The organism is Flavobacterium sp. FG19, from assembly GCF_057809475.1.
In genome coordinates, this window is sequence record NZ_JBMDKA010000029.1 from 26,449 (window position 1) to 52,827 (window position 26,379).

The 26,379-nt window shown below is 35.1% G+C and carries 26 protein-coding genes; 7 read left to right on the top strand and 19 right to left on the bottom strand.

Annotated features, from left to right (window positions below):
• Window positions 1-21: 21 nt before the first annotated feature.
• Window positions 22-675, top strand: a complete 654-nt coding sequence (locus tag ACODST_RS22815) for an HD domain-containing protein (RefSeq protein WP_488934399.1) — start codon at window positions 22-24, stop codon at window positions 673-675.
• Between the two features lie 819 nt (window positions 676-1,494).
• Window positions 1,495-2,073: a hypothetical protein gene (locus ACODST_RS22820; protein ID WP_488934400.1), complete on the top strand. Its 579-nt coding sequence runs from the start codon at window positions 1,495-1,497 to the stop codon at window positions 2,071-2,073.
• 80 nt (window positions 2,074-2,153) lie between these two features.
• On the opposite strand, the gene ACODST_RS22825 is transcribed toward ACODST_RS22820, so the two are convergent.
• The 5 genes from ACODST_RS22825 to ACODST_RS22845 all read right to left on the bottom strand — a co-directional run bounded on the left by ACODST_RS22825 (window position 2,154) and on the right by ACODST_RS22845 (window position 6,461).
• Complete coding sequence (locus ACODST_RS22825) at window positions 2,154-2,276, bottom strand: FeoB-associated Cys-rich membrane protein (RefSeq protein ID WP_488934401.1); 123 nt, start codon at window positions 2,274-2,276, stop codon at window positions 2,154-2,156.
• A 4-nt stretch (window positions 2,277-2,280) separates the two neighbouring features.
• Window positions 2,281-4,380 carry a ferrous iron transport protein B gene (gene feoB, locus ACODST_RS22830; protein ID WP_488934402.1) on the bottom strand — a complete coding sequence of 700 codons (2,100 nt, stop codon included), beginning with the start codon at window positions 4,378-4,380 and terminating at the stop codon, window positions 2,281-2,283.
• The gene (locus tag ACODST_RS22835) at window positions 4,380-4,619 is read right to left on the bottom strand and encodes a FeoA family protein (protein WP_488934403.1); all 240 of its coding nucleotides are present in this window, start codon (window positions 4,617-4,619) and stop codon (window positions 4,380-4,382) included. Before ACODST_RS22835 ends, feoB begins: the two co-directional genes overlap by 1 nt.
• A 103-nt stretch (window positions 4,620-4,722) precedes the next feature.
• Window positions 4,723-5,388: an SCO family protein gene (locus ACODST_RS22840; RefSeq protein ID WP_488934404.1), complete on the bottom strand. Its 666-nt coding sequence runs from the start codon at window positions 5,386-5,388 to the stop codon at window positions 4,723-4,725.
• A 149-nt stretch (window positions 5,389-5,537) separates the two neighbouring features.
• Window positions 5,538-6,461 (bottom strand): DMT family transporter, encoded by a 924-nt coding sequence (locus ACODST_RS22845; RefSeq protein ID WP_488934405.1) that lies wholly within the window; start codon window positions 6,459-6,461, stop codon window positions 5,538-5,540.
• Window positions 6,462-6,663: 202 nt separating this feature from the next.
• Between ACODST_RS22845 and ACODST_RS22850 the strand changes: the two genes are divergently transcribed.
• Together ACODST_RS22850 and ACODST_RS22855 are read left to right on the top strand one after the other, a co-directional pair.
• Window positions 6,664-8,724 (top strand): M13 family metallopeptidase, encoded by a 2,061-nt coding sequence (locus tag ACODST_RS22850; protein WP_488934406.1) that lies wholly within the window; start codon window positions 6,664-6,666, stop codon window positions 8,722-8,724.
• A 179-nt stretch (window positions 8,725-8,903) separates the two neighbouring features.
• Window positions 8,904-10,964: a M13 family metallopeptidase gene (locus tag ACODST_RS22855; RefSeq protein ID WP_488934407.1), complete on the top strand. Its 2,061-nt coding sequence runs from the start codon at window positions 8,904-8,906 to the stop codon at window positions 10,962-10,964.
• A gap of 42 nt (window positions 10,965-11,006) precedes the next feature.
• Here the strand turns inward: ACODST_RS22855 and ACODST_RS22860 are convergent, their stop codons facing one another.
• The 3 genes from ACODST_RS22860 to hemB form a co-directional block, all read right to left on the bottom strand.
• Window positions 11,007-11,456 carry a GyrI-like domain-containing protein gene (locus ACODST_RS22860; RefSeq protein WP_488934408.1) on the bottom strand — a complete coding sequence of 150 codons (450 nt, stop codon included), beginning with the start codon at window positions 11,454-11,456 and terminating at the stop codon, window positions 11,007-11,009.
• A gap of 80 nt (window positions 11,457-11,536) precedes the next feature.
• Window positions 11,537-11,935 carry a c-type cytochrome gene (locus tag ACODST_RS22865; RefSeq protein ID WP_488934409.1) on the bottom strand — a complete coding sequence of 133 codons (399 nt, stop codon included), beginning with the start codon at window positions 11,933-11,935 and terminating at the stop codon, window positions 11,537-11,539.
• 1 nt (window position 11,936) lies between these two features.
• On the bottom strand, window positions 11,937-12,932 hold the full coding sequence (hemB, locus tag ACODST_RS22870) for a porphobilinogen synthase (protein WP_488934410.1): 996 nt from the start codon (window positions 12,930-12,932) through the stop codon (window positions 11,937-11,939).
• 253 nt (window positions 12,933-13,185) lie between these two features.
• Between hemB and ACODST_RS22875 the strand changes: the two genes are divergently transcribed.
• The 3 genes from ACODST_RS22875 to ACODST_RS22885 all read left to right on the top strand — a co-directional run bounded on the left by ACODST_RS22875 (window position 13,186) and on the right by ACODST_RS22885 (window position 16,315).
• The gene (locus tag ACODST_RS22875; RefSeq protein ID WP_488934411.1) at window positions 13,186-13,665 is read left to right on the top strand and encodes a hypothetical protein; all 480 of its coding nucleotides are present in this window, start codon (window positions 13,186-13,188) and stop codon (window positions 13,663-13,665) included.
• Between the two features lie 163 nt (window positions 13,666-13,828).
• Window positions 13,829-14,461 (top strand): hypothetical protein, encoded by a 633-nt coding sequence (locus ACODST_RS22880; protein ID WP_488934412.1) that lies wholly within the window; start codon window positions 13,829-13,831, stop codon window positions 14,459-14,461.
• A 3-nt stretch (window positions 14,462-14,464) separates the two neighbouring features.
• Window positions 14,465-16,315 (top strand): hypothetical protein, encoded by a 1,851-nt coding sequence (locus tag ACODST_RS22885; protein WP_488934413.1) that lies wholly within the window; start codon window positions 14,465-14,467, stop codon window positions 16,313-16,315.
• 258 nt (window positions 16,316-16,573) lie between these two features.
• On the opposite strand, the gene ACODST_RS22890 is transcribed toward ACODST_RS22885, so the two are convergent.
• The 11 genes from ACODST_RS22890 to hemA form a co-directional block, all read right to left on the bottom strand.
• Window positions 16,574-17,461 carry a fructose bisphosphate aldolase gene (locus tag ACODST_RS22890; protein WP_488934445.1) on the bottom strand — a complete coding sequence of 296 codons (888 nt, stop codon included), beginning with the start codon at window positions 17,459-17,461 and terminating at the stop codon, window positions 16,574-16,576.
• 87 nt (window positions 17,462-17,548) lie between these two features.
• Window positions 17,549-18,487 (bottom strand): DUF4421 family protein, encoded by a 939-nt coding sequence (locus ACODST_RS22895; RefSeq protein ID WP_488934414.1) that lies wholly within the window; start codon window positions 18,485-18,487, stop codon window positions 17,549-17,551.
• Window positions 18,488-18,643: 156 nt separating this feature from the next.
• The gene (hemF, locus tag ACODST_RS22900; RefSeq protein WP_488934415.1) at window positions 18,644-19,546 is read right to left on the bottom strand and encodes an oxygen-dependent coproporphyrinogen oxidase; all 903 of its coding nucleotides are present in this window, start codon (window positions 19,544-19,546) and stop codon (window positions 18,644-18,646) included.
• Between the two features lie 363 nt (window positions 19,547-19,909).
• Window positions 19,910-20,350: a hypothetical protein gene (locus ACODST_RS22905; protein WP_488934416.1), complete on the bottom strand. Its 441-nt coding sequence runs from the start codon at window positions 20,348-20,350 to the stop codon at window positions 19,910-19,912.
• Entirely contained in the window at window positions 20,351-20,725 is a 375-nt protein-coding gene (locus tag ACODST_RS22910) for a hypothetical protein (RefSeq protein ID WP_488934417.1), read from the bottom strand. It abuts the gene before it with no gap.
• A 6-nt stretch (window positions 20,726-20,731) separates the two neighbouring features.
• Window positions 20,732-21,418 carry a hypothetical protein gene (locus ACODST_RS22915; RefSeq protein WP_488934418.1) on the bottom strand — a complete coding sequence of 229 codons (687 nt, stop codon included), beginning with the start codon at window positions 21,416-21,418 and terminating at the stop codon, window positions 20,732-20,734.
• 165 nt (window positions 21,419-21,583) lie between these two features.
• Window positions 21,584-22,609, bottom strand: coding sequence for a uroporphyrinogen decarboxylase (hemE, locus tag ACODST_RS22920; protein WP_488934419.1), 1,026 nt, complete (start codon window positions 22,607-22,609; stop codon window positions 21,584-21,586).
• 56 nt (window positions 22,610-22,665) lie between these two features.
• Window positions 22,666-23,343 carry a uroporphyrinogen-III synthase gene (locus ACODST_RS22925; protein ID WP_488934420.1) on the bottom strand — a complete coding sequence of 226 codons (678 nt, stop codon included), beginning with the start codon at window positions 23,341-23,343 and terminating at the stop codon, window positions 22,666-22,668.
• Window positions 23,343-24,266 (bottom strand): hydroxymethylbilane synthase, encoded by a 924-nt coding sequence (gene hemC / locus ACODST_RS22930; protein WP_488934421.1) that lies wholly within the window; start codon window positions 24,264-24,266, stop codon window positions 23,343-23,345. The genes ACODST_RS22925 and hemC overlap by 1 nt, the downstream gene beginning before the upstream one ends.
• Before the next feature lie 99 nt (window positions 24,267-24,365).
• Window positions 24,366-24,770 (bottom strand): GxxExxY protein, encoded by a 405-nt coding sequence (locus ACODST_RS22935; protein WP_488934422.1) that lies wholly within the window; start codon window positions 24,768-24,770, stop codon window positions 24,366-24,368.
• Between the two features lie 132 nt (window positions 24,771-24,902).
• Complete coding sequence (gene hemA, locus ACODST_RS22940; RefSeq protein ID WP_488934423.1) at window positions 24,903-26,153, bottom strand: glutamyl-tRNA reductase; 1,251 nt, start codon at window positions 26,151-26,153, stop codon at window positions 24,903-24,905.
• Between the last annotated feature and the right edge of the window lie 226 nt (window positions 26,154-26,379).

Consider the following 26,379-nt stretch of genomic DNA (forward strand, 5'->3'; position numbering starts at 1 on the left):
TTTTATCACAAACCATAACTTATGAATACTTCTGAACTTATAAATAAAACCATTGCTTTTGTAAAAGAAAAACTAAACGATGCCGAAGGCGGTCATGATTGGTTTCACATAGAACGGGTGTATAAAAATGCCCTTCTGATCGCAAAAGATACAGCATGTAATATTGAAGTAGTTCAGTTAGGAGCACTGCTTCATGATATTGCCGACAGTAAATTTCATAATGGCGATGAGACGATTGGGCCAAAGACAGCCCGTTTGTTTTTAGAGTCAGAAAAGGCTTCAGAAGAGATAATCCTTCATGTTGTCAATATCATTGAAAATATCTCGTATAAAGGCGGAAATTTTGAAAAGAAATTCTCTTCGACAGAGCTGGATATTGTTCAGGATGCTGATCGTCTGGATGCGATTGGTGCAATTGGCATTGCCAGAGCATTTAATTACGGGGGTTTTAAAAACAGGGCATTGTATAACCCTGAAATTGCACCTGTAACCAATATGACTAAAGAAGAATATAAAAAGAACAACGCGCCAACGATCAATCATTTTTATGAAAAACTTCTGTTGTTAAAAGATAAAATGAATACCGAAAAAGGAAAACAGATTGCTGCTGAAAGACATCAGTTTATGGAATTATTTCTGGCTCAGTTTTATGCGGAGTGGGAGGGGGTTAAGTGAGTTTTCAGTGGCGGTCCTCAATATATTGTTATAAAGTAATTGATATACAAAAAAGGTTGTCTTATTTTTAAGACAACCTTTTTTTGTATTTTTAATTCCGGTTTATTTGGAATGTTTAATTCTTGTAGATAAGAAAAGTTTTTTGTTACGAGCGATGCTTCATTGTAAAATAAGTAATCACTACAGCACATAAGAATCCAAGTGTAAACCATAATAATCGGGCTACCCTGTTGTCTCTTATAATTTCCATTTTATCTTCTTCTGACATTTTTTTTTAATTAAGTTGTGCAAATTTAAATTACATAAAGTGGATTGAGAGGAAATATAGGTTTTGTTTGTGTCATTAAAAGACATCTTTTTGACATATCAGAATAGTATTTTAATTTGCTGCGTTTATTTTTTAAGTTTTTCTACGAGAGATTTAAGGTCTTCTGTTCTTTTACCTTCAAAAGTACAGCGTTAAACCATGGAGATGGTTCACAGATTTGGTGTCTGCTTCTTTATTGGTTATGGCCAGTTTCAGGGTATAACGATCATACCAAGCTGAAGATCCGCATTTTTCCCGCTATAAACTGTAAGGCCAAAATAAACACGATCTGGCTTATCCATAAATGTTTTTGTAAACAATAGAGCTTTTACGGTATAACAAAGAGTGCCGGGCAAAACGTCAATAGGAAATCATCAGACTGCTATAAACATTGAAGAAAGTAATGCTTAAAAAAAGTGTGCTTTTATTTTAAAATTACCGACTCAAAAATAGTAGTAATTTTCCTGGCAATAAAATATATATTTGTAACCTATCCAAAAACAAATTATCTGATGAGAAAAATTTACCTGATTGCCACTCTTTTGTTTAGTGCTCTTTCTATGGCACAAGTATCTGTTAAAGACGAACTAGTAATTAAAGACACCGATTCTGTTCTTACGTCTAAAATCAGATTAGGAAATGACCTGGTTACGGTAGAAAGTTCACCTGACTGGAAATTTAGTATAATGGAAGGCGTTGCTATTGCACATCGTGAAGGCATCGTCCTGAAAATTTCTGCTGTAAAAGATGATATTAATTATTCTGATGAAATGCTGGAATACTATGTAAATAACGAATGTCTGCCGGTAGTGGATAAATGTTTTTATAAAAAGATCGAAAACCGGACGGTTCTTTTTCAAAGACGTTATTCCGTTGATGATCCGAGATATTATTACCGAATGACGAATATTTTTTCCAAACGGGTTATTCTTCTCGAATGGTATGCCGATATTCCTGTTGATGGAAATGAACACGAACTAAAAAAACGACTTGACGAATTCACAGAATATGTAACAGTAGAAAAAGTCAAAATTACCGCTAATTTTTTCAGTCAGCCCGCCGTTGGTAAAACAACAGCAAAGAAAAACTAAAAGAAGCCCAAAAAAGAGAAAAGCTTTACAAGGAGTTTAAAAGTCCCTGTAAAGCTTTTTTTTATGTTTGTGAATAAGGTTTACGAACATCCGCAGTCGCCGCTGCCGCAGTCCTTTTTCTTTTTTGATTTCCAGAAAAATTTCTTGATCAAAAAGGCAACAGCAATACCCAGTATGGCGAAGGCAATAATTTCCTGAAACATAATTTTACTTTAAAAATTGATAGGCCAAAAGCGCCGTGATGTAAGCGAGACCACTCATAAAAACAAGCTGTGCTACAGGCCATTTCCATGAATTGGTTTCTTTTTTGATAATCGCCAGTGTACTGGCGCACTGCATCGCAAATGCATAAAAGAGTAATAATGAAATACCGGTTGCAAAGTTAAAAATCTTTTCGCCTGTTTCCGGATTGACTTCTTTCTGCATTCGGCTTTTAATCGTCGATTCGTTGTCGCTGTCGCCCACACTGTAAATAGTGGCCAGTGTTCCCACTAGAACCTCACGGGCAGCAAACGAACTGATAATCGCAATACCTATTTTCCAGTCATAACCCAAAGGAGCAATTACAGGTTCAATAGTTTTGCCCATAATTCCAATATAAGAGTTTTCTATTTTTTGAGAAGCGACTTCATTTTCAAACTGCGCTTCATCAAGAGTAGTATTGGCAAACCTTTCTTTTACAATGTTTTCGGCATCATTAAATTCTTTTCCGGGACCAAATGAAGCCAGAAACCACAGAATAACCGAAATAGCCAGAATAATTTTACCCGCACCCACAATAAAGGCTTTGGTTTTTTCGACCACATTGATTCCGACATTCTTCAAAAGCGGTAGTTTATAACCTGGCATCTCTACAACAAAGTAGGTTTTAGATTCTATTTTTAAAACCTTGTTTAAAATATAAGCCGAAATTATAGCCGCCATAAAACCCAGTAAATACAAAAGCATCAGTGATAACCCCTGAAGGTTTAAAAAACCAAGTACTCTTTTATTCGGAATTACCAATGAAATCATGATAGCATAAACGGGTAATCTGGCAGAACAGGTGGTAAATGGTGTTACCAAAATGGTTATCAGACGTTCTTTCCAGTTTTCGATATTTCGGGTTGCCATAATGGCCGGAATGGCACAGGCCGTTCCTGATATCAAAGGAACAACACTTTTTCCCGAAAGCCCGAAACGACGCATAATTTTATCCATTAAAAAGACGACACGACTCATATAACCGCTTTCTTCCAGAATGGAAATAAAGAGGAACAAAAAGGCAATCTGCGGAATAAAAATAATAACACCGCCAATTCCCGGAATAATACCCTGCGAAAGCAGATCGGTCAAAATACCGCTTGGCAGTTCTTCGGCCGTCCAGCTGCTTAAAGAAGCAAAAGTGCTGTCGATAAAATCCATCGGGATCGTTGACCAGCTGAAAATAGACTGGAAAATAACAAACAAAATACCAAGAAAAATGGCATAACCCCAAAATTTATGGGTTAAAACACGATCCAGTTTTGCCCTGATATCTTTCGCCATCGAAGCATCGACTTTTAAACCTTCTTTTAAAACATCATTAATAAACTGATATCGTTTGATGGTCTCTTTCTGCTGCAGACGTTTTAGTTCTGAATGTGATTTGGTAAATGTATTACGGATTTCATTTCGGTCTAAATTCGAAAAATTGACATCCTGTGTAATTACCAGCCACAATTTATACATTAACTGGTTTGGAAAAGCATGCTGTAATTTTTCAAAATATTCAGGATCAATTACAGAAGCATTTAAGCAGGGTTCGTTAGGAAGTGTTTTATAAGAAACGATAAGTTCCTTTAATTCTTCAATTCCTAAACCTTTTCGGGAACTTACCAGTGCAATTTTGGTTTTTAGTTTTTCTTCCAGATACGGAATGTCAAGGGTAATTCCTTTTCTTTCCATACGGTCAGACATATTGATTACCAGAATTGTCGGGATTTCAAGGTCTTTGATCTGCGTATAGATCAGTAAGTTTCGTTTGAGGTTTTCAACATCGGTTACGACTACGGCTACGTCCGGATAGAGTTTGTCGTTTTTATTCAGTAAAAGTTCAATTACCACACTTTCGTCCATCGAGCTCGCATTTAAACTATACGTTCCCGGTAAATCCAGAATGTTGGCTTTTACATTATGAGGCAGTTTACAAAACCCGATTTTTTTCTCCACCGTAATTCCGGGATAGTTTCCTACCTGCTGGTTTAAACCGGTTAACTGATTAAAAACGGAAGTTTTTCCTGTATTTGGATTCCCAATAAGGGCAACATTGATATTCTGAATGCTCATTATAAATTGTTTTGGATAAGTTCAACTTCAATTTCACGAGCAGTTTCAACACGAATGGCAACATGCGAACCATTAATATCTAAATAGAGAGGATCTCCAAGCGGAGCAATTTGCAATAGTTCGACCAAGCTGCCAGGCAAACAACCCATTTCTAATAATTTCAGAGGAATCAAATCGATATCAAAATCTTTGATAATGGCTTTTTCGCCTTTTTTCAGGGTGTGGATTGTATTTTGCAAGCTTATTTAGATTGAGTTTAGATTGCAAAAATAGATAATTATTCTATATTTCACGGTATTTGTCTTACCTGAAAATGCTAAATGTTTCTAAAAATAAGGGATTTTACTCTTTTGATAAGAAATCTATGTCATCTAAAAGACGCTGGATTTCTTCTTTTTTAGTTCCGTCATAAAATCCGCGGACACGTCTTTTTTGATCAACTAAAACAAAATTCTCCGTATGCACCATATCATACAACTGATCCGGACGTCCCAGTTTTACCGCCAGATACGATTTTCTGGCCATCGTATAAATTTCCTTTTTGTCTCCCGTAACCAGATTCCATTTACTGTCTACTACTCCATATTTTACGGCATAAGCCTTTAGAACAGCAACACTGTCTACTTCAGGAAATACGGTATGAGAAAGCAGCATTACTTTTGGGTTGTTTAAAACCGCTTTCTGAACACCAGCCAGATTGGTTGACATTTTGGGACAGATAGATCCACAGGTCGTAAAAAAGAAATCGGCTACATAAATTTTTCCTTCGTAATTTTTCTGGGTAATAGTATCTCCGTTTTGGTTTACAAATGAAAAATCAGCAATCGTGTGGTATTTACTTTTGTATTGCACCGTACTGTCAACTAATTCCGGATTTACATCGGCCGGATTGTAAATAGGAAGTGTTTTTTGAGGCTTTAAAGCAGAGTAAAATAAAGATATGGTAACAACCGAAAAGACAATTAATACAATAAAGAATTTGCGGTATTTGTATAGAAGCGATTTCATAAAAATAATTTGGCGCAAAAATACGAAAAGAGCATTTTAAAAGCGGAGGTTATAACATTTTTTAACAGGGTTGAAAGTGGTATAGCCGGGAATTCAGGGATTATTTTCAGCTTTAGTTCAATAGTTCCGATTTGTAAAGGGACAGCAGATCAAATTTTTGGCTTTCGCATGACTTTGTTTACCATATAAACTCCGGTTAAAGTCACTGCCGAACCAAGAACAATTGACCGGGTAAGTACTTCTCCAAAAAGAAGGGAGCCCAAAACCATAGCGACGATAGGATTTATGTAAACATAAATACTGCTGATTTCTGTTGGAAGATGCTGCAAAGAATATACAAACGCTATAAAAGTTAATACTGATCCCACAATTACCAGGTAAAATATGGACCACCAGGATGCCGGGGGAATTTCGCTTAACGGAATATTGATTCCCGCGGCCTCGGTTATTCCGAAAAGCCCTACACCTGAAATCAGCATCTGAAGCCCCAGGCTGAAATACGGATTAAAACTGGCTGCTTTTTTCTTGGTTTCCAAAATTCCAAAAGCCCAGCTTATCGTTGATGCGGTCATGAGTATAATTCCGAAAAGAAAATGAGGGTTTAAAAAATCAGCGAGGTAATCCACAAAAACAATACAGATGCCGCCAAAACTAATTAAGATTCCCAGCAAAGCCATTCTGGCAATTCGTTCACCGTTAAAGAAATTAATAATAATAATCCAGATTGGAAAAAGGACACTAATGATAGCACCCAGTCCGCTGGTCATGTATTTTACACCCCAGGTACTCAGTCCGTTGCTTAAGGCAAAATTCAAAATACTCAGAACAATTATGGTACGCCATTGTTTTCCTTTTGGCCACGGATGTTTCTTAAAGATAAAATAAAGAACATAAACAAGTCCGCCCAAAAACTGCCGAATAGCGGCGAGCTGCAATGCCGGCATATGTCTGACTCCTTCTTTGGAGGCCAGCCAGGTGGTTCCCCAAAAGAAACTTACCCACACAACCGCCATAATAGGCAAGCCCGCAGCATCCATTTTTCCTGAAATAACATTCTGAATTTTTGCTTTCATTCTGACTCTGATTTGAGAAACAAAGATTCCAAAAACAATTTCAAATTTCAGATGAAATGCTCCTTTTTATTCATGAAAATAATCGATGGTTTGTATGAAAATTGAGTCATAAAAACAAGGATAGAAATATTCATTACGATTTTAACATAGAGTTACAAATATTAACAATATGTTTGTAGATACACTCAAAATGTTATTATTAATGAATAAACAATTATGTAAGCCTTTGTTTTGTGCTTTTTCTGTAATACTTTCCTTTACAGCTGTAAATGCACAGACGCAAGAGGTAAAAGAACCGGGTATTAATGTTTCGTACATGAATACCAAAATTAGTCCGGGCGAGGATTTTTTCAAATTCGTAAACGGGACCTGGCTGGACAAAACCGAAATTCCAGGCGACAGAACTTCCTGGGGAAGTTTTAATGAACTGATTAAAAGAACGGACAAAGATGTGATGGCAGTTCTAAAAGATGCCGCAAAAAATCCGAAATACAAATCCAATACCGATCAGGGGAAAGCGGTTAATTTATTCAATACTTATTTAGATACAATAGGAAGAGATAAAAGAGGTATTGAACCACTTAAACCGTACCTGAAAAAAATCGATGCCATTAAAAATGTTGCTGATGTTCAGAAATATTTAATAGAAATGGAAAAAGAAGGCGGTTCCGGTTTCTTCGGAATTTATATTGGAGCGGATGAGAAAAACAGCTCTAAAAATTCTGTAACCCTTGCCCCAAGCGGACTAGGACTTCCGGACAAAGATTACTACACTTCTGATGATAAAGATTCTAAAGAAAAACGTGCGAAATATGAACTGCATATCGCCAGAATGCTTCAGTTTATTGGAGAATCTCCTGAAAAAGCAAAACAAAGTGCTTCCGAAATTTTAGCTTTAGAAACAGAATTGTCTCAGCCGAGATTAAACAGGGTAGAAAGAAGAGACAGTCGTTTGCAATACAACCCAATGACGATTACTGATATTCAAAAATTAACTCCGGCGATCAAATGGAATGACTATTTTGCTGGTTTAGGAATCACCAAAGTAGATTCTGTAATTGTTTCTGAGCCTAAATACATGACCGCTTTACAGACGGTGTTTACCGAAAACAAAGTAGAAGCCTGGAAAGAATATCTAAAATGGGATTTATTAAACGGAGCTTCTGGACAATTATCAACAGCACTTAGTGAGGCGCGTTTTGATTTTTACAGCAAAACGTTAAGAGGGGCAATCAAACAGCTTCCTGCTGAAGAAAGAGCATTGGATGTTGTTAATGGAACTGTTGGTGAAGCTCTTGGAAAATTATATGTAGAAAAATTATTTCCTGCTGAAGCAAAAGAGAAAGCACAGAAAATGATTCAGAATGTGATCCTGGCTTACAAAAACAGAATCAATTCTTTAACATGGATGTCTCCGGAAACAAAAGTAAAAGCGATTGAGAAATTAAATAAAATCACAATCAAAATTGGATATCCGGATAAATGGAAAGACTATTCTGCTTTAACAATGAAAAGTGCTGCTGAAGGAGGAACTTATTTTGATAATATGAGAAATTTGTCAAAATGGGGCTTTCAGGAAAGCATTACTAAATTGAGTAAACCAGTTGATAAAACAGAATGGGGAATGTCGCCTCAGACAGTAAACGCTTATTACAATCCATCATACAACGAAATTGTATTCCCGGCAGCGATTTTACAGCCGCCATTTTACAATTATCAGGCAGACGAGGCAGTTAACTATGGAGGAATCGGAGCTGTAATCGGGCATGAGATCTCTCACGGATTTGATGATTCCGGCGCACGTTATAATGCAGAAGGAAACTTAGCAGACTGGTGGACAGAAAGCGATTTAAAACAATTTACTGCTTTGGGGACCGACCTGGCAAATCAATACAGTGCTCTTGAACCATTACCGGGAGTTCATGTTGACGGTCATTTTACTTTAGGAGAAAATATTGGAGATTTAGGTGGAATTAATGCTGCTTTTGACGGATTGCAACTGTATTTAAAACAAAATGGAAATCCGGGATTAATTGACGGATTTACGCCAGAACAGCGCTTCTTTATTTCCTGGGCTACGGTTTGGAGAACAAAATCCAGAGACGAAGCCATTAAAAACCAGGTAAAAACAGATCCGCACTCTCCCGGAATGTACAGAGCGTATGTGCCAATTCAAAATATGGATGCTTTCTACAAAGCTTTCGATATTAAGAAAGGGGACAAAATGTATGTGGAACCGGAAAAACGAGTTAAAATCTGGTAATGAAATATAAAAATGGCGCTGATTCAGCGCCATTTTTATATTTCATTTATCATTTGTTATTACCAGTAATCAGACAAATAAAGAAATATATTTCTTACAACTGATTTATTCGGAAATTTTAACATAGAATTAAAAATAATAGCAATATGTTTGCGAATACACTAAAAAACCAAACAAAAATGATTAAAAAGCTTTCTAAACCAATGTTTTGTGTGGTTTCTGCAATGTTTTCGTTTACAGCAGCAGAAGCACAAAACAGTAAACCAAAGGAACCTGGAATCAATGTTTCCTACATGGATCCTAAAGTTAGTGCAAGTCAGGATTTTTTCCGTTATGTAAATGGTACCTGGTTAGATCAAACAGAAATTCCAAACGATCGTAATTCCTGGGGGAGTTTTAACGAACTGCGTCAAAAAACAGATGATGATGCACTTGCTATTTTAAAAGCAGCGTCAAAAGATCCAAAGTATAAATCCAATACAGATCAGGGTAAAGCGATTGCTCTGTTCAATACTATTTTGGATACTGTTGGAAGAAACAAAAAAGGAATTACACCGCTTCAGCCTTATTTGAAGAAAATTGAAGCCATTAAAAATGTGGCAGATCTTCAAAATTATATCACTGAAATGCAGCTTGCCGGCGGTTCAGGCTTCTTCGGAGTTTATGTTGGAGCTGATGCTAAAAACAGTAATAAAAATTCGGTGACTTTAGGACCAGGTACATTAGGTTTGTCTGATAAGGATTACTACAATTCAGATGATAAAGATTCTAAAGAAAAACGTGAAAAGTATGAAGTTCATATTGCTAGAATGTTGCAATACATTGGAGAATCTCCAGCAAAAGCAAAAGAAAGTGCCAAACAAATTCTGGCTTTAGAAGTGGAAATGTCTGCACCAAGACTGGACCGTGTAGAAAGAAGAGACCGAAGAAAACAATACAACCCAACTGCTGTTGCTGATTTAAAAAAGAATACACCTTCGATTCAATGGGAGAAATATTTCACCGGAATCGGAATGGCAAAATTAGATACGGTAAATGTAGCACAGCCGCGTTACATGATCGCTTTGGAAAAAACGTTTACAGAAAAGAAAGTAGAAGCCTGGAAAGAGTATTTGAAATGGTCTTTACTGAATAAATCGGCTTCGACTTTGAGTACCGATATCGAAAATGCCAATTTTGATTTCTACGGAAAAACATTAACCGGAGCGTTAAAACAGCGTCCACGCGAAGAAGTAGCTTTACAGGTAATCAACGGAGCAACCGGAGAAGCTTTAGGAAAACTGTATGTTGAAAAATTATTTCCTGCTGAAGCAAAGGCAAAAGCAAAAGACATGATTGCCAATGTAATGCTGGCTTATGAAAACAGAATTAATGCATTGCCTTGGATGTCTCAGGAAACCAAAGTAAAAGCGATTGAAAAACTGAAAAAGCTGACGGTTAAAATTGGATATCCGGATAAATGGAAAGATTATTCAAGACTAGAACTTAAAAATGTAAACGAAGGCGGAACTTATTTTGATAACATGAAAAATTTATCAAAATGGGCTTATTCTGAAAATTTAGCAAAACTGGGAAAACCGGTTGATAAAACAGAGTGGGGAATGTCTCCACAGACTGTAAATGCATATTTTAATCCTTCGTACAACGAGATTGTATTTCCAGCAGCAATTCTGCAGCCGCCTTTCTATAATTATCAGGCAGATGAAGCGGTAAATTATGGCGGAATTGGAGCGGTAATTGGTCATGAGATTTCTCATGGTTTCGACGATTCAGGAGCTCGTTATAATGCTGAAGGAAATTTAGTGGATTGGTGGACTCCGGAAGACTTAAAACAATTCACGGCTCTTGGCGGTGAATTGGCAGCGCAATACAGTGCATTAGAACCGCTTCCAGGAATTTTCGTTGATGGTAAATTTACTTTAGGTGAAAATATTGGAGATTTAGGAGGAACAAACGCTGCTTATGATGGTTTGCAATTGTACTTGAAAAAACACGGAAATCCCGGTTTAATTGACGGATTTACGCCAGAACAACGTTTCTTTATTTCTTGGGCAACAGTTTGGAGAACAAAATCTCGTGATGAAGCTATTAAAAGTCAGGTTAAAACCGATCCGCACTCTCCGGGAATGTATAGAGCAGTTGTGCCAATTAAAAACTTAGATTCTTTTTATGATGCATTTGGAATCAAAAAAGGAGATCCAATGTATTTGGAACCGGAAAAACGAGTTAAAATCTGGTAAGATTACAGAAATAAGAACGGCGCTTTTAGAAAGCGCCGTTTTTTATTTTATCGCAATAAAGATATCGACTTCTGCATTGTCAGGATCGTGTGCCTTTTCTCCGTAAATTTCAAAATCAGAAGTGAAGATTCGGTCTAAATCAGATTCCCATATTTTCAGCCATTCGTTATATACAATTCCATCAGCAAGATTTCCTTTGGGGGTAAACTTTTCATAATGAATGCCTTCAATAGTTTTTCCAATCATACCGTTTGGTATAAAATCTAAATTTTCTACCGGACAGCCCAAAATTGTAGTATACGGTTTTGTGTGATCTTTTTCATAATCTGTATAAACACAGATAATATCATCACTTAACTTATTTGCAATTTTAGCTGCAGTTCCTTCTGATATAAATTGGTTCCAAAGTGCTGGAATGTCTTGTCCTGACTGACCATTTTCGTTAGTAGTTCTGACTGAAATTCCAATAATATTAAATTTGTGAATATCCATTCTGCTTCCATTTTTTAGTTCGGCCCAAACTTACAATCCGGCAGTGACAACTGTATGTCAGCAGTAAATAAATAACCGGATTATTTTAAGTGACTGTACATATAAGTTTCAATTGCTTTTAATTCTTCATCAGACATTTCTTTTGTAATGGCGAAGTTTGTTTGCATTACAGAAAACTGACTTGGATCAACAATGGGTTCTCCATTTCCTTTTAAGAAAGTAACCATATCTCCTTTTTTGTCTTTATAAATTTTAGCGATTTCTTTGATGCTAGGTCCAATTACTTTTTGATCCGGCTGATGACATGCTGTGCAGTTTCCTCGTCCTTCAAAAATTTCTTTTCCTAAAGCTTCCGGTGTTGCCGCTTTCGCTGATTCTCCTTCAGAATAGGTTTCTGTTGTTTGTTCTTTACTTTCAGAACCTTCCTTTTTACAAGAAGCAAAAGCTAAAACAGCAGATAAGAATAAAATCTTTTTCATTTTATTTGTTTAATAAAATTGCCGCTTCTTTTGCGAAATATGTTGAAATAAGATTGGCACCAGAACGTTTGATACACATTAATTGCTCCATCATAATTTTATCGTGATCAAGCCATCCTCTTTCAGATGCCGCTTTAATCATAGCATATTCTCCAGAAACCTGATATACGGTTACAGGAACATGTACTGTATTTTTTATTTCGCGAACAATATCCAAATAAGCGATTCCCGGTTTTACCATAACCATATCTGCACCTTCTTCTACATCTGACAAAGCTTCTTTGATTGCTTCGATGCGGTTGGCATAATCCATTTGGTAGGTTTTTTTATCTTTTGGAACCACAACATCAGCTTCTTTTGGAGCAGAATCTAAAGCATCTCTAAACGGACCGTAAAAAGCAGAGGCATATTTAGCAGAATAACTCATAATTCCAACATTCTGAAATCCGGCAGCATCTAAACCTTCGCGCAGGCGCAAAACGCGTCCGTCCATCATATCACTTGGTGCCACAAAATCGGCACCAGCTTCTGCGTGAGAAACGGCCATTTTTACTAAAGCATCGACCGTGCTGTCGTTTTCTACATCGCCATTTGTTATAATTCCGTCATGACCGTAAATAGAATAGGGGTCTAAAGCCACATCCGGCATAACGATGATTTCCGGACAAGCGGCTTTTATGGCGCGAATAGCCTGCTGCATTAATCCGTTAGAATTCCAAGCTTCTTTTCCAGTATTGTCTTTTAGGTTTTCACTAACTTTTACATAAATATTTACAGCACGAATTCCTAAATCATAAAGTTCTTTTACTTCTTCAACTGTTAAATCTATAGATCTTCTGAAAATTCCCGGCATTGATGGAATTTCTACTTTTACATTTTCTCCTTCAGAAATAAACATTGGAAACATAAAATCCTGTGGACTTAAACTGGTTTCGCGTACTAAAGAACGAATCGATTCATTTACTCTTAATCTTCTGCCTCTTTGTAATGGGAACATATAATTTTAGATTTTAAATTTTAGATTTCAGATTGATTAATCTTTGTCTCTAAAAATGAAGTTGTATTTGTTTTTTTTTACTTTTTAATAAGTGGCGCAAAGTTAAAGAAAAAGGAACAGAATTAGGCGTTTAGCTTATTCTAGAATGAGTTAATATTATCTAAAAATTTGATTTTATGTTTTTATTTGAAGTAGATTTGAAAAAACAGGAAAAATCTTATTTAAAATTCTAACATATTAATTTAAGATAAAAATGAAATTAAAAAAGACAATAGAGAAAATCAAGAATGAATTAAAAAAAGATCCATCTTCAATCATCTTTGCTAAGATTTCAGAAGAGTTAGAATTCAGTGACATTAAAGTAGAAAATGAATTGGGAATTTATGAAGATTTTCTAAAAATTACCGATGGAGCACGTTTTGGTAGTATTGACTTTTGGAGTTTTGATGATTTAAAAATTAATCAATATGTATTAGCAGATCTGCTAAAAGTTGAAAAATCTTTGTTGTCAATCGGACAAATACTTTATGATCCACTTATATTGGATACAATTAATAGCGAAGTATACATTTTAAATAATGACAATGAAGATGAAATAGCTATGTTCAAAATGGGAAATTTTGAATATTTTTTATCAAATTATGTTTTTGGGGAGAAATATGGTGATATAATTCCAGATTATGAAAATGATGATTGGATTTTATTTTTGAAAGGTCAAAAAATTATAAAATAGAAATATTAATGATGAAGGCATATTTCCCCATTAGCGTTAGCGTCTCACTCTTGCACACCAAAGAAAAACACATTTAAATGATTTAGAAAATGTTCACGAGCAAGATGCTCGCTCTAGCAAGGAGAAAGTATGATTTTTAAAAAATTCCATCTAAATTTGTTAAATGAAGAAAATTCTCGCTTTATTGTGCTGTCTGCTCTTAACCAGCTGTTTTGAGATTACAGAAAGAATTAAACATCACGACGATCAAAGTGGTGAATATACTTTGATGATTGATTTTTCGAAATCGTGGTTTAAAACCAAATCGGCTATTTTTTTGGAAGAAGTCGATGGCGTTAAAATTCCGAATGAACAAGAGATTACCCAGAAACTGGAAGATTTTAAAAGTAAGGCTTTGAAGATTGACGGTATTTCAAATGTTTCGACCAAAACCGATTTCAACAATTATGTTTTCATCATCAAACTCAACTACGCTAATCTCAAAGCATTAAATGCTGTTGTCAATACGATAAACAATCAGCGCGATCAGATTCACTTTAGCGGAAGCGGTAAAACTTTTGAAAGAATTGCCTCTTATCCAGTTCCAGAAAAAGTAGTCAACGATCCTAAGAAAAAGAAAGATCTGGAAGAAGCTAGTATTACTTCGATTTATACTTTTGATAGAGATGTTTTAACTGTTGATAATGTGAACAGTAAAATTTCTAAAAATAAAAAAACGGTTTTCCTGAAACAAAGTATGTACAGCGTTTTCAAGAAATCGACCATAATGAACAATACAATACAATTAACGCCTTAATTTATGAAGCAGCTTTATTCTTTATTTTTATTATTCGCCTCAATGCTGACTTTTGGTCAAGCCAATTTGGATAAATACGACTATTTTGTACAGTTTAACGGAAATCAACTTTCGAAAAAAGTTGATATTAACCAAGTTCTCAGTCATCCAATCATTACTAAATATACAGGTAAAAATCCTGATTTCGATCTTAGAAAATATACTTCCATTATAAAATTAGATCAAAAGATTACTATTCACGGAAGTTTCCTGGACAGTGTTCCATATTATCAAGTTACGATTCCAATAAAAAACAAAGAAGCCGTTAAGCAGTATTTAGTTGAGAATTTAAAAGCAGATAATAATGCAATTCAGGATTTTGGGAAATATTCCGTTTTTACGCCAAAAGGAGTTAAAAAGTCGTTGGCATGGAATAATGAATATTTAGTGATATTTGAATTAACCAAAAGGCTTCCAACGAAATTTTATAACGAAACTTCGACTGTTGCAATGGATTCTGTTGCGGTAGTAGATTATTATGAAAACGATACTATTGTTGAAGCATCCGCATATGGCGATCCAACACTATCAGTTCCAGGTCCGCCAAAAATGGCAGAGCCGGCTGTGGTCGATGCAGCTCCAAAAGCATCAGATATTATTTTGGACAGCGACCCATACGATGAGAATCCTTATGCAGAATACACTGTACAACAGGAAGAATTTGACAGGAAATTGGCAGAAAGCCAAAGTCAAATTATAAAAGGTTTGTTTGAAAATGGTTTTACAGCACCAGCTTCTCCTAAAATTAATATTGCTGCAGATATTTCTTCCTGGGTTGATTATGGCGGCATGATTTCGACGTTGTATTCTGCTTATAGTTATCCGATGAGACTTTTTGGAGGTTTTGATAAATATCTGCCAATGCAGAAGAACTTCGGGAATTTTGTGAAAGGAATAAACCTGGATTTCTATTTTGATAATGACAACGCCAGAATCGAAGAGATTGTAGAATATTCTAAAGAAATTGCCGAGGTAGTGAGCAAAATTGGAGATCGAAAAATAAACAAAAACATCTTTAATTATTTCCCTGCTGAAAAGCCATTGGGATATATGTCTTATCATATCAACACTAAAGCGGCTCTTGAAAAGTTTCCAACTTTAATGACGGATATGTTCCAGAATCCAAAGTTTACAAAAGAAGATATTGGAATCATTACCGATTTAATTTCTACTATTGTTGATGAAGAAGCCACAGCAAAGATTTTTGACGGCGATTTAAGTGCGTTTTTATATAATGTAAAAGAAGTTGAGGTAATGAGCAAGAAATACGGTTATGATGAAAATTACGAGGAAAAAATAACAGAAGAAAAAGTGAAGAAAACCATTCCGCTGTTTTCGGTAGTTTTTACATCAACGCATCCAACTTTTGGAGATAAATTATTGCAGTTGGGCGTTCGTAAAAAACTACTGACTCAAAACGGAAATTATTACCAGATTTCAGGCACTAAAGAATATGGCGATATTTATATCCTGAAAGATAAAGACGTTGTAGCGGTAAGTAATACATTAGATTATTTTACTAAAGGAAGCGGTTCTTTTGTGAAAGAAACAAAGAAAGATTTAAGCAAGAATGCTATTTTCGGAAAATTGAATATTTCACAAACCATAAAAGCGTTTGGGAAAAATGCCAAAGAAGGCGATTTAAATAAATTGGACAGAATCGCAGCGCAGTTTTCAGATTTTACAATGGAATCTCCCAAAAAACTGATTGATAATAAATTCAAGTTTGTTCTTAAGTTGAACTCTCTACAAACAAATAAAAACATCATTTTACAGACATTAGACTTGGCTGATGAAATGATGACTTCAAAATAAAGCTCAAAAAACAAAAATCCCCAAAATGTTAGGTTTCGGGGATTTTTTTATATAAAAAGATTGTGGCTAATGAAATTAAAACGCAAATGTTTTAACACATAGAAACATAGATTTTTTTATATTGAAAAAAGAGAGTAGAAGAAACTAGTTTCCACACATAGCTAACTATGTGCATTAATGCAAGTGAAACGCCTTTTTTACATCTTTAATAAACTATGTTTCTATGTGTTGAAATAATTATGCCCGCAAGAGTAGCTTTTAAGTAATGGAAGCTTTGTAAATGGTTTTTATAGTGTCGCCAAGTACAGCATTAAAATCATCATCAGATTGACCTGCGCTGAGACCTTCAGATAACGCTCTCGAAAAACTGGCAATTAATCCGTGGTTTTGAGCGAGTTTAGTATTCGCTTCTTCTCGGGAATAGCCACCGGATAATGCGACAACGCGAACTACATGCGGATCGGTTATCAATTCACCATAGAAATTATTCACTGTTGGGATAGATAATTTCAGCATTACTCTCACATTTTTGTCAAGAGCATTTAGCTGTTTTATGATTTCGTCTTTCAGAATCTGCTCTGATTTTTCTTTGTCAGCACTGTAAATATCAACTTCAGGTTCAATAATTGGAATCAGTCCTTTTTCGAAAATTTGCAAACCAACCCTGAACTGTTGTTCTACTATATCACGAATTCCATCCGGATTTGCTTCTTTAATTACCGAACGCATTTTGGTTCCAAAGACATTTCGTTCTACGGCTCTCGTCAACAATTCTTTCAGATTTGGAATAGGTTTCATCAATTGAACACCGCTGGCGAGATCAGTTAGTCCTTTGTCCACTTTTAAGAAAGGAACGATATTTTTCTTTTCCCATAAATAATCGGCAGTCCATAAACCATCAATTTTACGATCCATGGTATTTTCAAACAAAATAGCACCCAAAATATATTCGCTGTCAAAAGCGGGACTTTTAATAATTCGGGTTCTCATTTCGTGTACAAGCGTGTACATTTCTTCGTCGTTAGAATAGCTGTCTTCTTGAACGCCATATTGCGATAATGCTTTTGGGGTGCTTCCGCCGCTTTGATCTAATGCTGCGATAAACCCTTTTCCAAAATGCATGCGATTTAATTGTTCCTGGTTCACATTTGCCATAATAATGAATTTAAGTTTTGTAAATCCATGTAATTTAAGCAATTTTTACAACTTATTGATTATGAGTTGGTAGGTTTTTTAAAGCCCAATTTTCTCATTTACCTTATCGTAGACTTCTTTAACTTTTTTGGGAGGATCAAATCGGTAACCTGCAGAAAGTTTTAAAGTCACGATATTATCATTTAATCTCGGATCAATTTTATCGTCCTGAGCAAAGCTTATGGTATTTAAAGTAGCAAAAGCAAAGAAACGGTCTTTGTTGTAAGCTAATTTTAAATTGAAATCGGCCTGATATAAAGCTGAGGTATCTTTATCAATCAAATTTAGCCCAGCACCCAGCGCCAGTCCAGCGCCAATTAAAACCCGATCGCTAATCACAAAATTGTAAAAATAGGAGGGAGCAAGCGTAAAAACATAAATATCTCCTGGCGATGAATCGGGCGTATTTAAATCTAAATGGGTGTAATAAAAAGAAAAGGTTGGAATGAAACTTCCCGAACTTTTAGTCTGCCATTCGTTTTGACTGACCAATGTTTTAAAAGAGAATTTATCATTGAAAACATAAGCCGTCGATCCGCCAATTTTCATAGTCCGCATACTAGGTAATTGCGCCGTAATGTTGTCATCTTTAATATAAAACCCTTTTTGGTTGATATAGGTAAAGGACTGCATCCATTTTTTTAAATAAAAACGGGTATTGAAATTAAAATGTTTGGAATGTGAATCGCCTTTATTCTGACTCAAAAATTTCGGCGCAAAGCCAAAACCGACATCAATGATTTTGTAGTTTAAGTTAAAGCCAATCTGCTCTCGTCGATTGGGAATAAGATTGACATACATTTTGGTTTCTGGATTATCAGATGCAATCTGAAAACTATTGGAAGTGTCTAAATAATAAACACTAGACGTGATTTTATCGTTGTAGGATTTAAAATAGGGGTTTCGCAGGGAATCATTTTGGGCGAAACAGCCAAAAATACTAATAAAGAATGTAGTGTAAATGAATTTTAAACACATAGAAACATAGTTTTTGGATTGTTTTAAAAAAGACATTTCATTCAAAATAAATCACATAGCGTTATTTGAAAAAATGCAATTTTCTAAAATTACCCCTAAGATAGGTCAATAAATCTATGTTTCTATGGGTTAAATAAATTTTTTAGTGGAATAAAATTAAACCCAATCAACTGGATTTTGCAATACATTAATCAATTTTTCTTCCTCACTTCCTGCTTCAGGATGATGATCATAAACCCATTGCACATGCGGAGGAAGACTCATTAAAATACTTTCAATTCTGCCGTTTGTTTTTAAACCGAATAATGTTCCTTTGTCATGAACCAGATTGAACTCAACATAGCGACCACGACGGATTTCCTGCCAGGTTCTGTTTTCTGGTGTGTATTCCAGATTCTTTCTTTTTTCTACAATTGGAATATAGGCTTGAAGGAAACTATTGCCGACTTCGGTTACAAAATCATACCAGTCTTCCATTGACATTTGGTCATTTGTTTTACAATAATCAAAGAACAAACCGCCAAGTCCGCGGGCTTCATTTCTATGTGCATTCCAGAAATATTCGTCACATTTCTTTTTATAAAGCGGATAAAACTCTGGATTATGTTTGTCGCAAGCTGTTTTACAAGTTTGATGAAAGTGTTTCGCATCTTCTTTAAACAAATAGTAAGGTGTTAAGTCCTGACCGCCGCCAAACCATTGATTGATTACTTTTCCCGATTCATCATACATTTCAAAATATCGCCAATTGGCGTGCACAGTAGGAACCATTGGGTTTTTCGGGTGAATTACCAGACTTAATCCGCAGGCAAAGAAATCGGCTTCGCCAACACCAAACATTTTTTGCATGGTATCCGGAAGTTTTCCATGAACGGCTGAAATATTTACACCGCCTTTTTCGAAGACAGCACCGTTTTCGATAACGCGAGTTCTTCCACCTCCGCCTTCAGGACGTTTCCATAAATCTTCACGGAAATTTGTGGTTCCGTCAACAGCTTCTAATCCGGCACAGATTTGATCTTGTAATTGTTGTATGTATGCGTAAAATTGGTCTTTCATGATAAGTGTTTTCTAAAAAAGATTATTTCTCATAGTGTATAAGTAAATACAATTAAGAAGATAAGAGGGTATAATACTAATTTATAATAGGAATTTGTGCGTTCGCTGTTTTTTGAATAAACAGAAATAATGACTAAATATACTATTGTTAAGATTGTGATCAATATAGGATATAAGAAGACTATAAAGCCTCCGGCACATGCCTGACCAGAAGTCATGTTTGTGTTATTTGGAAAAAAATAAAATTTTACTGAAAAAAAAAGACAGTAATAGTAAAATCCAAAAAAAATGATTTCCAGTAAAAGTTTAATTGCCTGAAATCCTTTATAATAAAAATTTGATGCCATAAACTTGAAGATTAATTTATCTTTTATTATTTAACTTTTCATTTTCTGGTATAGTATCATAATATTTGAACGCGGCATTCATATCAATTACTATCGTAGTATCTTTTTTAAAAATTTTTACAAATCTTGAATTTGCATTTTTTGATAATGAATCTCCTATTTCAGCTTTTTCCCAAATAAAGGAGTAATTATATATTTGACTTGAATCCTTTAGCTTAAAAGTGGGAGACATATGGTTATGTTTATCTAAATATTTTTTTGCAATTATTCCGAAAAACTTTTCATTAAACATATCTCTGTAAGCATCTTTACTTATTTTAGCATCATTTGTAAAATAGGAACAAGTGCAGAAAAATGCAGCGATAAAGAGCATTGCAAAGAAACCCTGACAGATTGGATTCAATTTTTGAAAGTCAAATTCAAGGATAGCAGTTAAATATTTTTCTAAATAACCCATTTAATTTTTTAAGGAAACAATTTTAGTATTAATTCCAAAAGAAAAAACTTTACTTTCCTGTTGAATGTATTGGTATATGGCTAAAGCTTTAGCTAAAAAATCAAATTGTTTTTCTTTGGACAGATTAACTAAAATATCTGCAAACAGTTCTTGTTGGTTCCAGTCTAAATGACATCGCTGTAAAAGAAGAATTAATTCTTCTTCAGGAATTTCAATAGTTCTCTGTAAACTTAAACCAAAACTTTTTAATTGTTCGTCTATAAGGCTTGTATCTTCGGCATTCCAGAATTTAGGAACAAAGACAAGGGCATGTAAAGTCCTTAGCGTGTTCTCTATTCTGATTGATTCTTCATCTCGTAATCCTTTATTAAGCATACTATTCTAGAATTTTTTCTTGCTGACTGTTTTTTTCTGAAATGCCATTATGGGTTTTTCCGTAAAAGAAGTTTCGCTTCTTTTGCCTATGTTTTTAATCACACGATAAACGAAATACAAAACAGGCAACGAATAATATATGAAACCCATACAGATTGGAACATAAGGTTTCTCTATAAACAATCCACTGGATTTTACCGTTTGAAAATAATGTGACTTTTCTAAAAATTCTTGTGTCAGTCCAAATGGCGGAATTATAGAATTTGCTATACAAACCGCAAGAATCAGTAAAAAGTAAAAAAGCGCTTTAACGGCAGATTTTCCCATTTGATACATTCGGACTTCAGGAGCAACATTTGAAAAAGCAAATCGCATTCTGTTTAAAACCGTTAGCAGATAAATATACAAAATATTGGTATTAACTACTGATTCATTAAAAGAATAAGCAAAAGTTGCATAGAGTGGGAAAAAGACAAAAAGAGACCATTTTCTAGGCATAACCGCCATAAAAACTCCAGAATGTACCATGATAAACTCAAAAGCCATTAAAACAGCTAGATCGTTTATCAAACTTACAGGATGTAATTCCGGATGCATCCAAACCATCAAAAACACATAAGCATAATAAGCCTGAAATCCGTATTCAATAAATGAAAACGGTGAGTTTCTGTTGAGGTTTAGGTTTGTGAGCATATTTTTTTTCTCTCCTGCAAGGTTTCCAAAACCTTAGGTATTTCTTCTAGTTATACTTTTTATTTTTTAATAATTTATAAACCTACAAGGTTTTGAAAACCTTGCAGGAAGCTAAACGAAATACTTTGACTGAAATCTGAATACTAATTCCTGAAAACTGAACACTTAATTCCCATATTCCTTAACTGCGTCAATAAACGCTTTTGCGTGATCTACAGGAATATTTGGTAAAATTCCGTGACCTAAATTTACAACATATTTGTCTTTTCCAAACTCATCGATCATTTCGTGAACCATTTTCTTAATCGTCGGAATTGGCGAAAGTAATCTCGACGGATCAAAGTTACCTTGTAAAGTAATATTTCCTCCAGACAAATAACGGGCATTTCTTGCAGAACAAGTCCAGTCTACTCCAAGAGCAGAAGCACGGCTTTTACCCATTTCGCCAAGAGCAAACCAGCAGCCTTTTCCAAAAACAATAACCGGAGTTAAATCAGCTAAAGCTTCAACAATCTGATTAATATATTTCCATGAAAATTCCTGATAATCAACCGGAGACAGCATTCCTCCCCATGAATCAAAAATTTGTACGGCATTAACGCCGGCTTTTACTTTTTCTTTTAAATATAAAATAGTAGTATCGGTAATTTTTTGCAATAAAGTATGAGCAGCTGTTGGATTTGAAAAACAAAATCCTTTTGCCATATCAAAACTCTTTGAGCCTCTTCCTTCAACAGCATAACAGAAAATAGTCCATGGAGAACCTGCAAAACCAATTAACGGCACTTCATCATTCAGCATTTCTTTAGTCAGTTTAATGGCATCCATTACATAACCCAGACTCTCCTGAATATCCGGAACGTAAACTCTCTGAACATCTGCCATAGAACGAATTGGATTTGGAATAAACGGCCCAATGTTTTCTTTCATTAAAACCTCGATTCCCATTGCCTGTGGTACTACCAAAATATCCGAGAATAAAATAGCGGCATCGGGAGCGATTCTGCGAATAGGCTGAACGGTGATTTCAGCGGCTAATTCCGGAGTCTGACAGCGTGTAAAAAAATCGTATTTATCACGTAATTCAATAAATTCCGGTAAATACCTTCCGGCCTGGCGCATCATCCATACTGGCGGACGCTGAACTGTTTCTCCTTTTAATGCTTTTAAAAATAGGTCGTTTTTTAACATGGATTTTCTATGTTTTAAACCCGACAGGTTTTCAAAACCTGTCGGGTTTGTTATTGTTATTTATATTCCTGAATTACATCTTCGATCACATCTTCAATTGTGGGCTGATCTGCGATGATGATGTTCTTTGTGATTTTTGATAAAGCTTCTGCGGTGGTGTCGCCAATGCAAAAGCAGATTTGTTTGTTTATAGTATTATGTTTCAAATAACTTTTAACTCCAGACGGACTAAAAAACAAAATCGCTTCGGGATTTGCTTTTAATTTCTGAGGCTGCAGTGTAGTTTCATAAACCTGAATTTCGTTGAATTGTATTCCAGCTTCTTTCAAAGCTTCCGGCAGTGTATCTCTCCTCAGGTTACCGCTGAAAAAAGTGTAACTTTCTTTGTTGTAAATCAAAGTGATAATTTCTGCTAAATCTGAAGCGTAACCAGTGTAAGCCACAACAGTAAAACCGTTTTCTTCTAAAAGATTTTTGGTTTTAAGTCCAACGCAGTACACGTTTTTTTCCCGAAGCTTCGGGATTAATTCTTCCGATTTGGGATTTGATAAAACGCTATGAACAGCATTTTGACTTGTAAAAATTAAACTCTCGTTGAGGTCTTTTAATTCAAAAGGTTTGTTTTCGGTTTTAATGAAATCGGCTTCGATGAGTTCAACGCCATATTTCATTAACTCTTGTTTATGAAGGGGAGATAATATTTTTGTAGAGAGTATTTGAACTGGGTTTGCCATTATTTTTTCAGAGTTTCTTTAATCTGCTTCATTAATTCCGTTCCGCCATTATTTAAGATTTCCTGAGCACAGTTGAAACCTAGTTTTTTCCATTCCGAAATATCGACTGTTTTATCGATTTCCAGTTTTTGTTTTCCATCAATAGAAAGTAAAACTCCCTGGAAATGCAAAGTATCTTCGTCTTCATTATAGGTAACCAGAGATCCGATTGGTGCTGTACAGCCGCCTTCAAGTGTTCTCAAAAACTGACGCTCAATGTACGTACAGATTTCGGTTTCGATATCATTTAACTGCGAAAGCGCATCTAAGGTATAATTGTCATTTTCCATTGCCACCACAAGCATTGCGCCTTGTGCCGGTGCCGGAATCATCCAGTCTAAATTGATATAATTTTCAGGTTTTAAGTTAATGCGTTCTAAACCTGCAGCCGCAAAAACAGCTCCGTCCCAATTATTGTCCTGAAGCTTTTGCATACGAGTGTTTACGTTTCCGCGTAAATCCACGACAGTATGGTTTGGGTATTTATTGAACCATTGCGCCTGACGACGTAAACTTCCGGTTGCAATGGTACTTGGATTTGTAAAATCGGGATTTCCTTTATGAACTAAAATATCCAGAACACTGGCTCTTGGCAGAACAGCTCCCTGAACAATTCCTTTTGGCAAAGCAGTCGGAACATCTTTCATAGAATGTACAGCAATATCACAATCGCCATTAATCATAGCGATGTCTAAGGTTTTGGTGAAGATTCCGGTGATTCCTAATTCGTAAAGCGGCTTATCCAGAATAATATCACCTTGAGATTTTACAGCAGCAATGGAGGTTTTGTAACCTAAATCGTTTAGTTTTTTCTCTACAGTGTGTGCCTGCCAAAGTGCTAATTCGCTGTCACGCGTTCCTATTCTGATTGTTTTTTCTGCCATGTTTTTTTATTTTACCATTAAGGCATTAAGTTAATTAAGCTTTTCTTTGTCATAGAGCATTAAGCTTAATTTTCTTAATCTCTTAATGGTTCAAAATATTTAATCTCTTAATCTTGCAAAATGATCATTCACAAGAGGTTTCATTGATTTTGTAATGTTAGTTGTGTTGAAATTTATCAATAAGCCTTGAGGTCTTTGTAATAATTTCATGTATGTTAATAATTGTGCTTCGTGAATTGGTAATAAACTTTCTATTGCTTTTAATTCAACAACCACACAATCATTTACAAGTAGATCGATTCGTAAATCAGATTCAAATTCAAGATCGTAATAATCAATTTTCACAACTAATTGCTGTTTTACATCATATCCGTTTCGTTCTAATTCATATTTGAGGCATTTTTCATAGATACTTTCTAAAAGTCCAGGACCCAAAGCTTTATGCACTTTAATGGCAAAACCTGTAATTTCGTAAGCTAATTGTGTAACCTCTTTTTTTGTCATAGAACTTATTTATTGTTTTTACCATTAAGATATTAAGTTAATTAAGCTTTGCGTTTATAAAATAGTTTGGCTTAATTCTCTTCGACAAGGATTGACTTAATTATCTTAATGCCTTAATGGTAAAATTCAAATTTAAGATGCTTTTATCTTGAAGACTTTTTCGATCCATTCGATGCTTTCATCAACCATGGTATCGTCGTCTTTTAAATGATTTGCAAAATGCGTAGTGATTTTCTGGATGATTCGGTTACTGATGATTTCAGCTTGTTCTTCGTTGAAATCAGCGATTTTTTTGCTTTGAAAATCCAATTCCGAATTTTTAATAGCGTTTAGTTTGTCTTTTAACGCATTGATAGTAGGTGCAAATTTTCGGCCTTTCATCCAGGTAACAAACTCTTCTTTGATTTCTTCAATAATCGCTTCGGCAGCCGGAATGTGTAATTTTCTGTTTTCCAAAGTTTCATCTGTCAATTGAGACAAATAATCCATATGGATCAACGTTACACCTTCTAATTCCTCTACGTTTTCATTTACGTTTTTCGGAATCGATAAATCCAGAATCAGTAAAGGTTTTTTAAGATTCAAAATCGCTTTATCCACTGTTGGGTTTTGCGCGCCGGTTGCTACAACCACAACATCGGCTTTTTGAAGTTCTAAATGTAATTCAGAATAATCTTTAACAATCAAATTTAGTTTTCCGGCCAGTTTCTCGGCTTTGTCTTTAGTTCGGTTGATTAAAGTGATATGCTCATTTTTAGTGTGTTTTACTAAATTCTCGCAGGTATTTCTTCCGATTTTTCCAGTTCCGAAAAGTAAAATGTTTTTGTTGCTGATATCTTCAACGTTTTTAAGAATATATTGTACAGAAGCAAAAGAAACCGAAGTGGCTCCGGAACTGATTTCTGTTTCCGTTTTGATTCTTTTACTGGCCTGAATTACCGCATTTACCAGTCTTTCCATAAAAGCATTGGCCAAACCCATTGATTTTGAATGCGTAAAACTGGTTTTTATTTGAGATATAATTTCAAAATCGCCTAAGATCTGACTGTCTAGACCAGTTCCTACACGAAATAAGTGATTGATTGCTTCCTGATTCTTGTAAACGAATCCCACTTTTTGAAAAGCATCTACAGATCCGTTACTATTATCGCAAATCAATTTTATTAATTGAAATGGATGTTCAGCAAAACCGTAGATTTCGGTTCTGTTGCAGGTTGAAGTAACTATTAAACTTTCTATTCCATCGTTTTTAGCCTGTTCCAGCAAACGTGTCTTTGCAACAGCATCCAGGCTAAATTGACCTCTGACCTCAGCATCAGCTTTTTTATAACTCAGACCAACTGAGTAAAAATAAAGGTGTTTCGGTACGTTATTGTTTTCCATAAATTCACTTTCATAAAAGTGCAACAAAATTATTATTATAGTGTTTATAAAAGTAACGCTAAAAGTACTTTTTGTATCGCTTCGTGATTTTTTGATTCTAAACGTCTGTTTTTATGCAAAAAGGAGTACTTTTGTAGCAAAATCAAGTCATTTGAAATGATTTGTTTAGAGTCATTCTAAATAACATTTTGCATTTGTTTTGATTTTCGTTTCAAAAAAATATCGC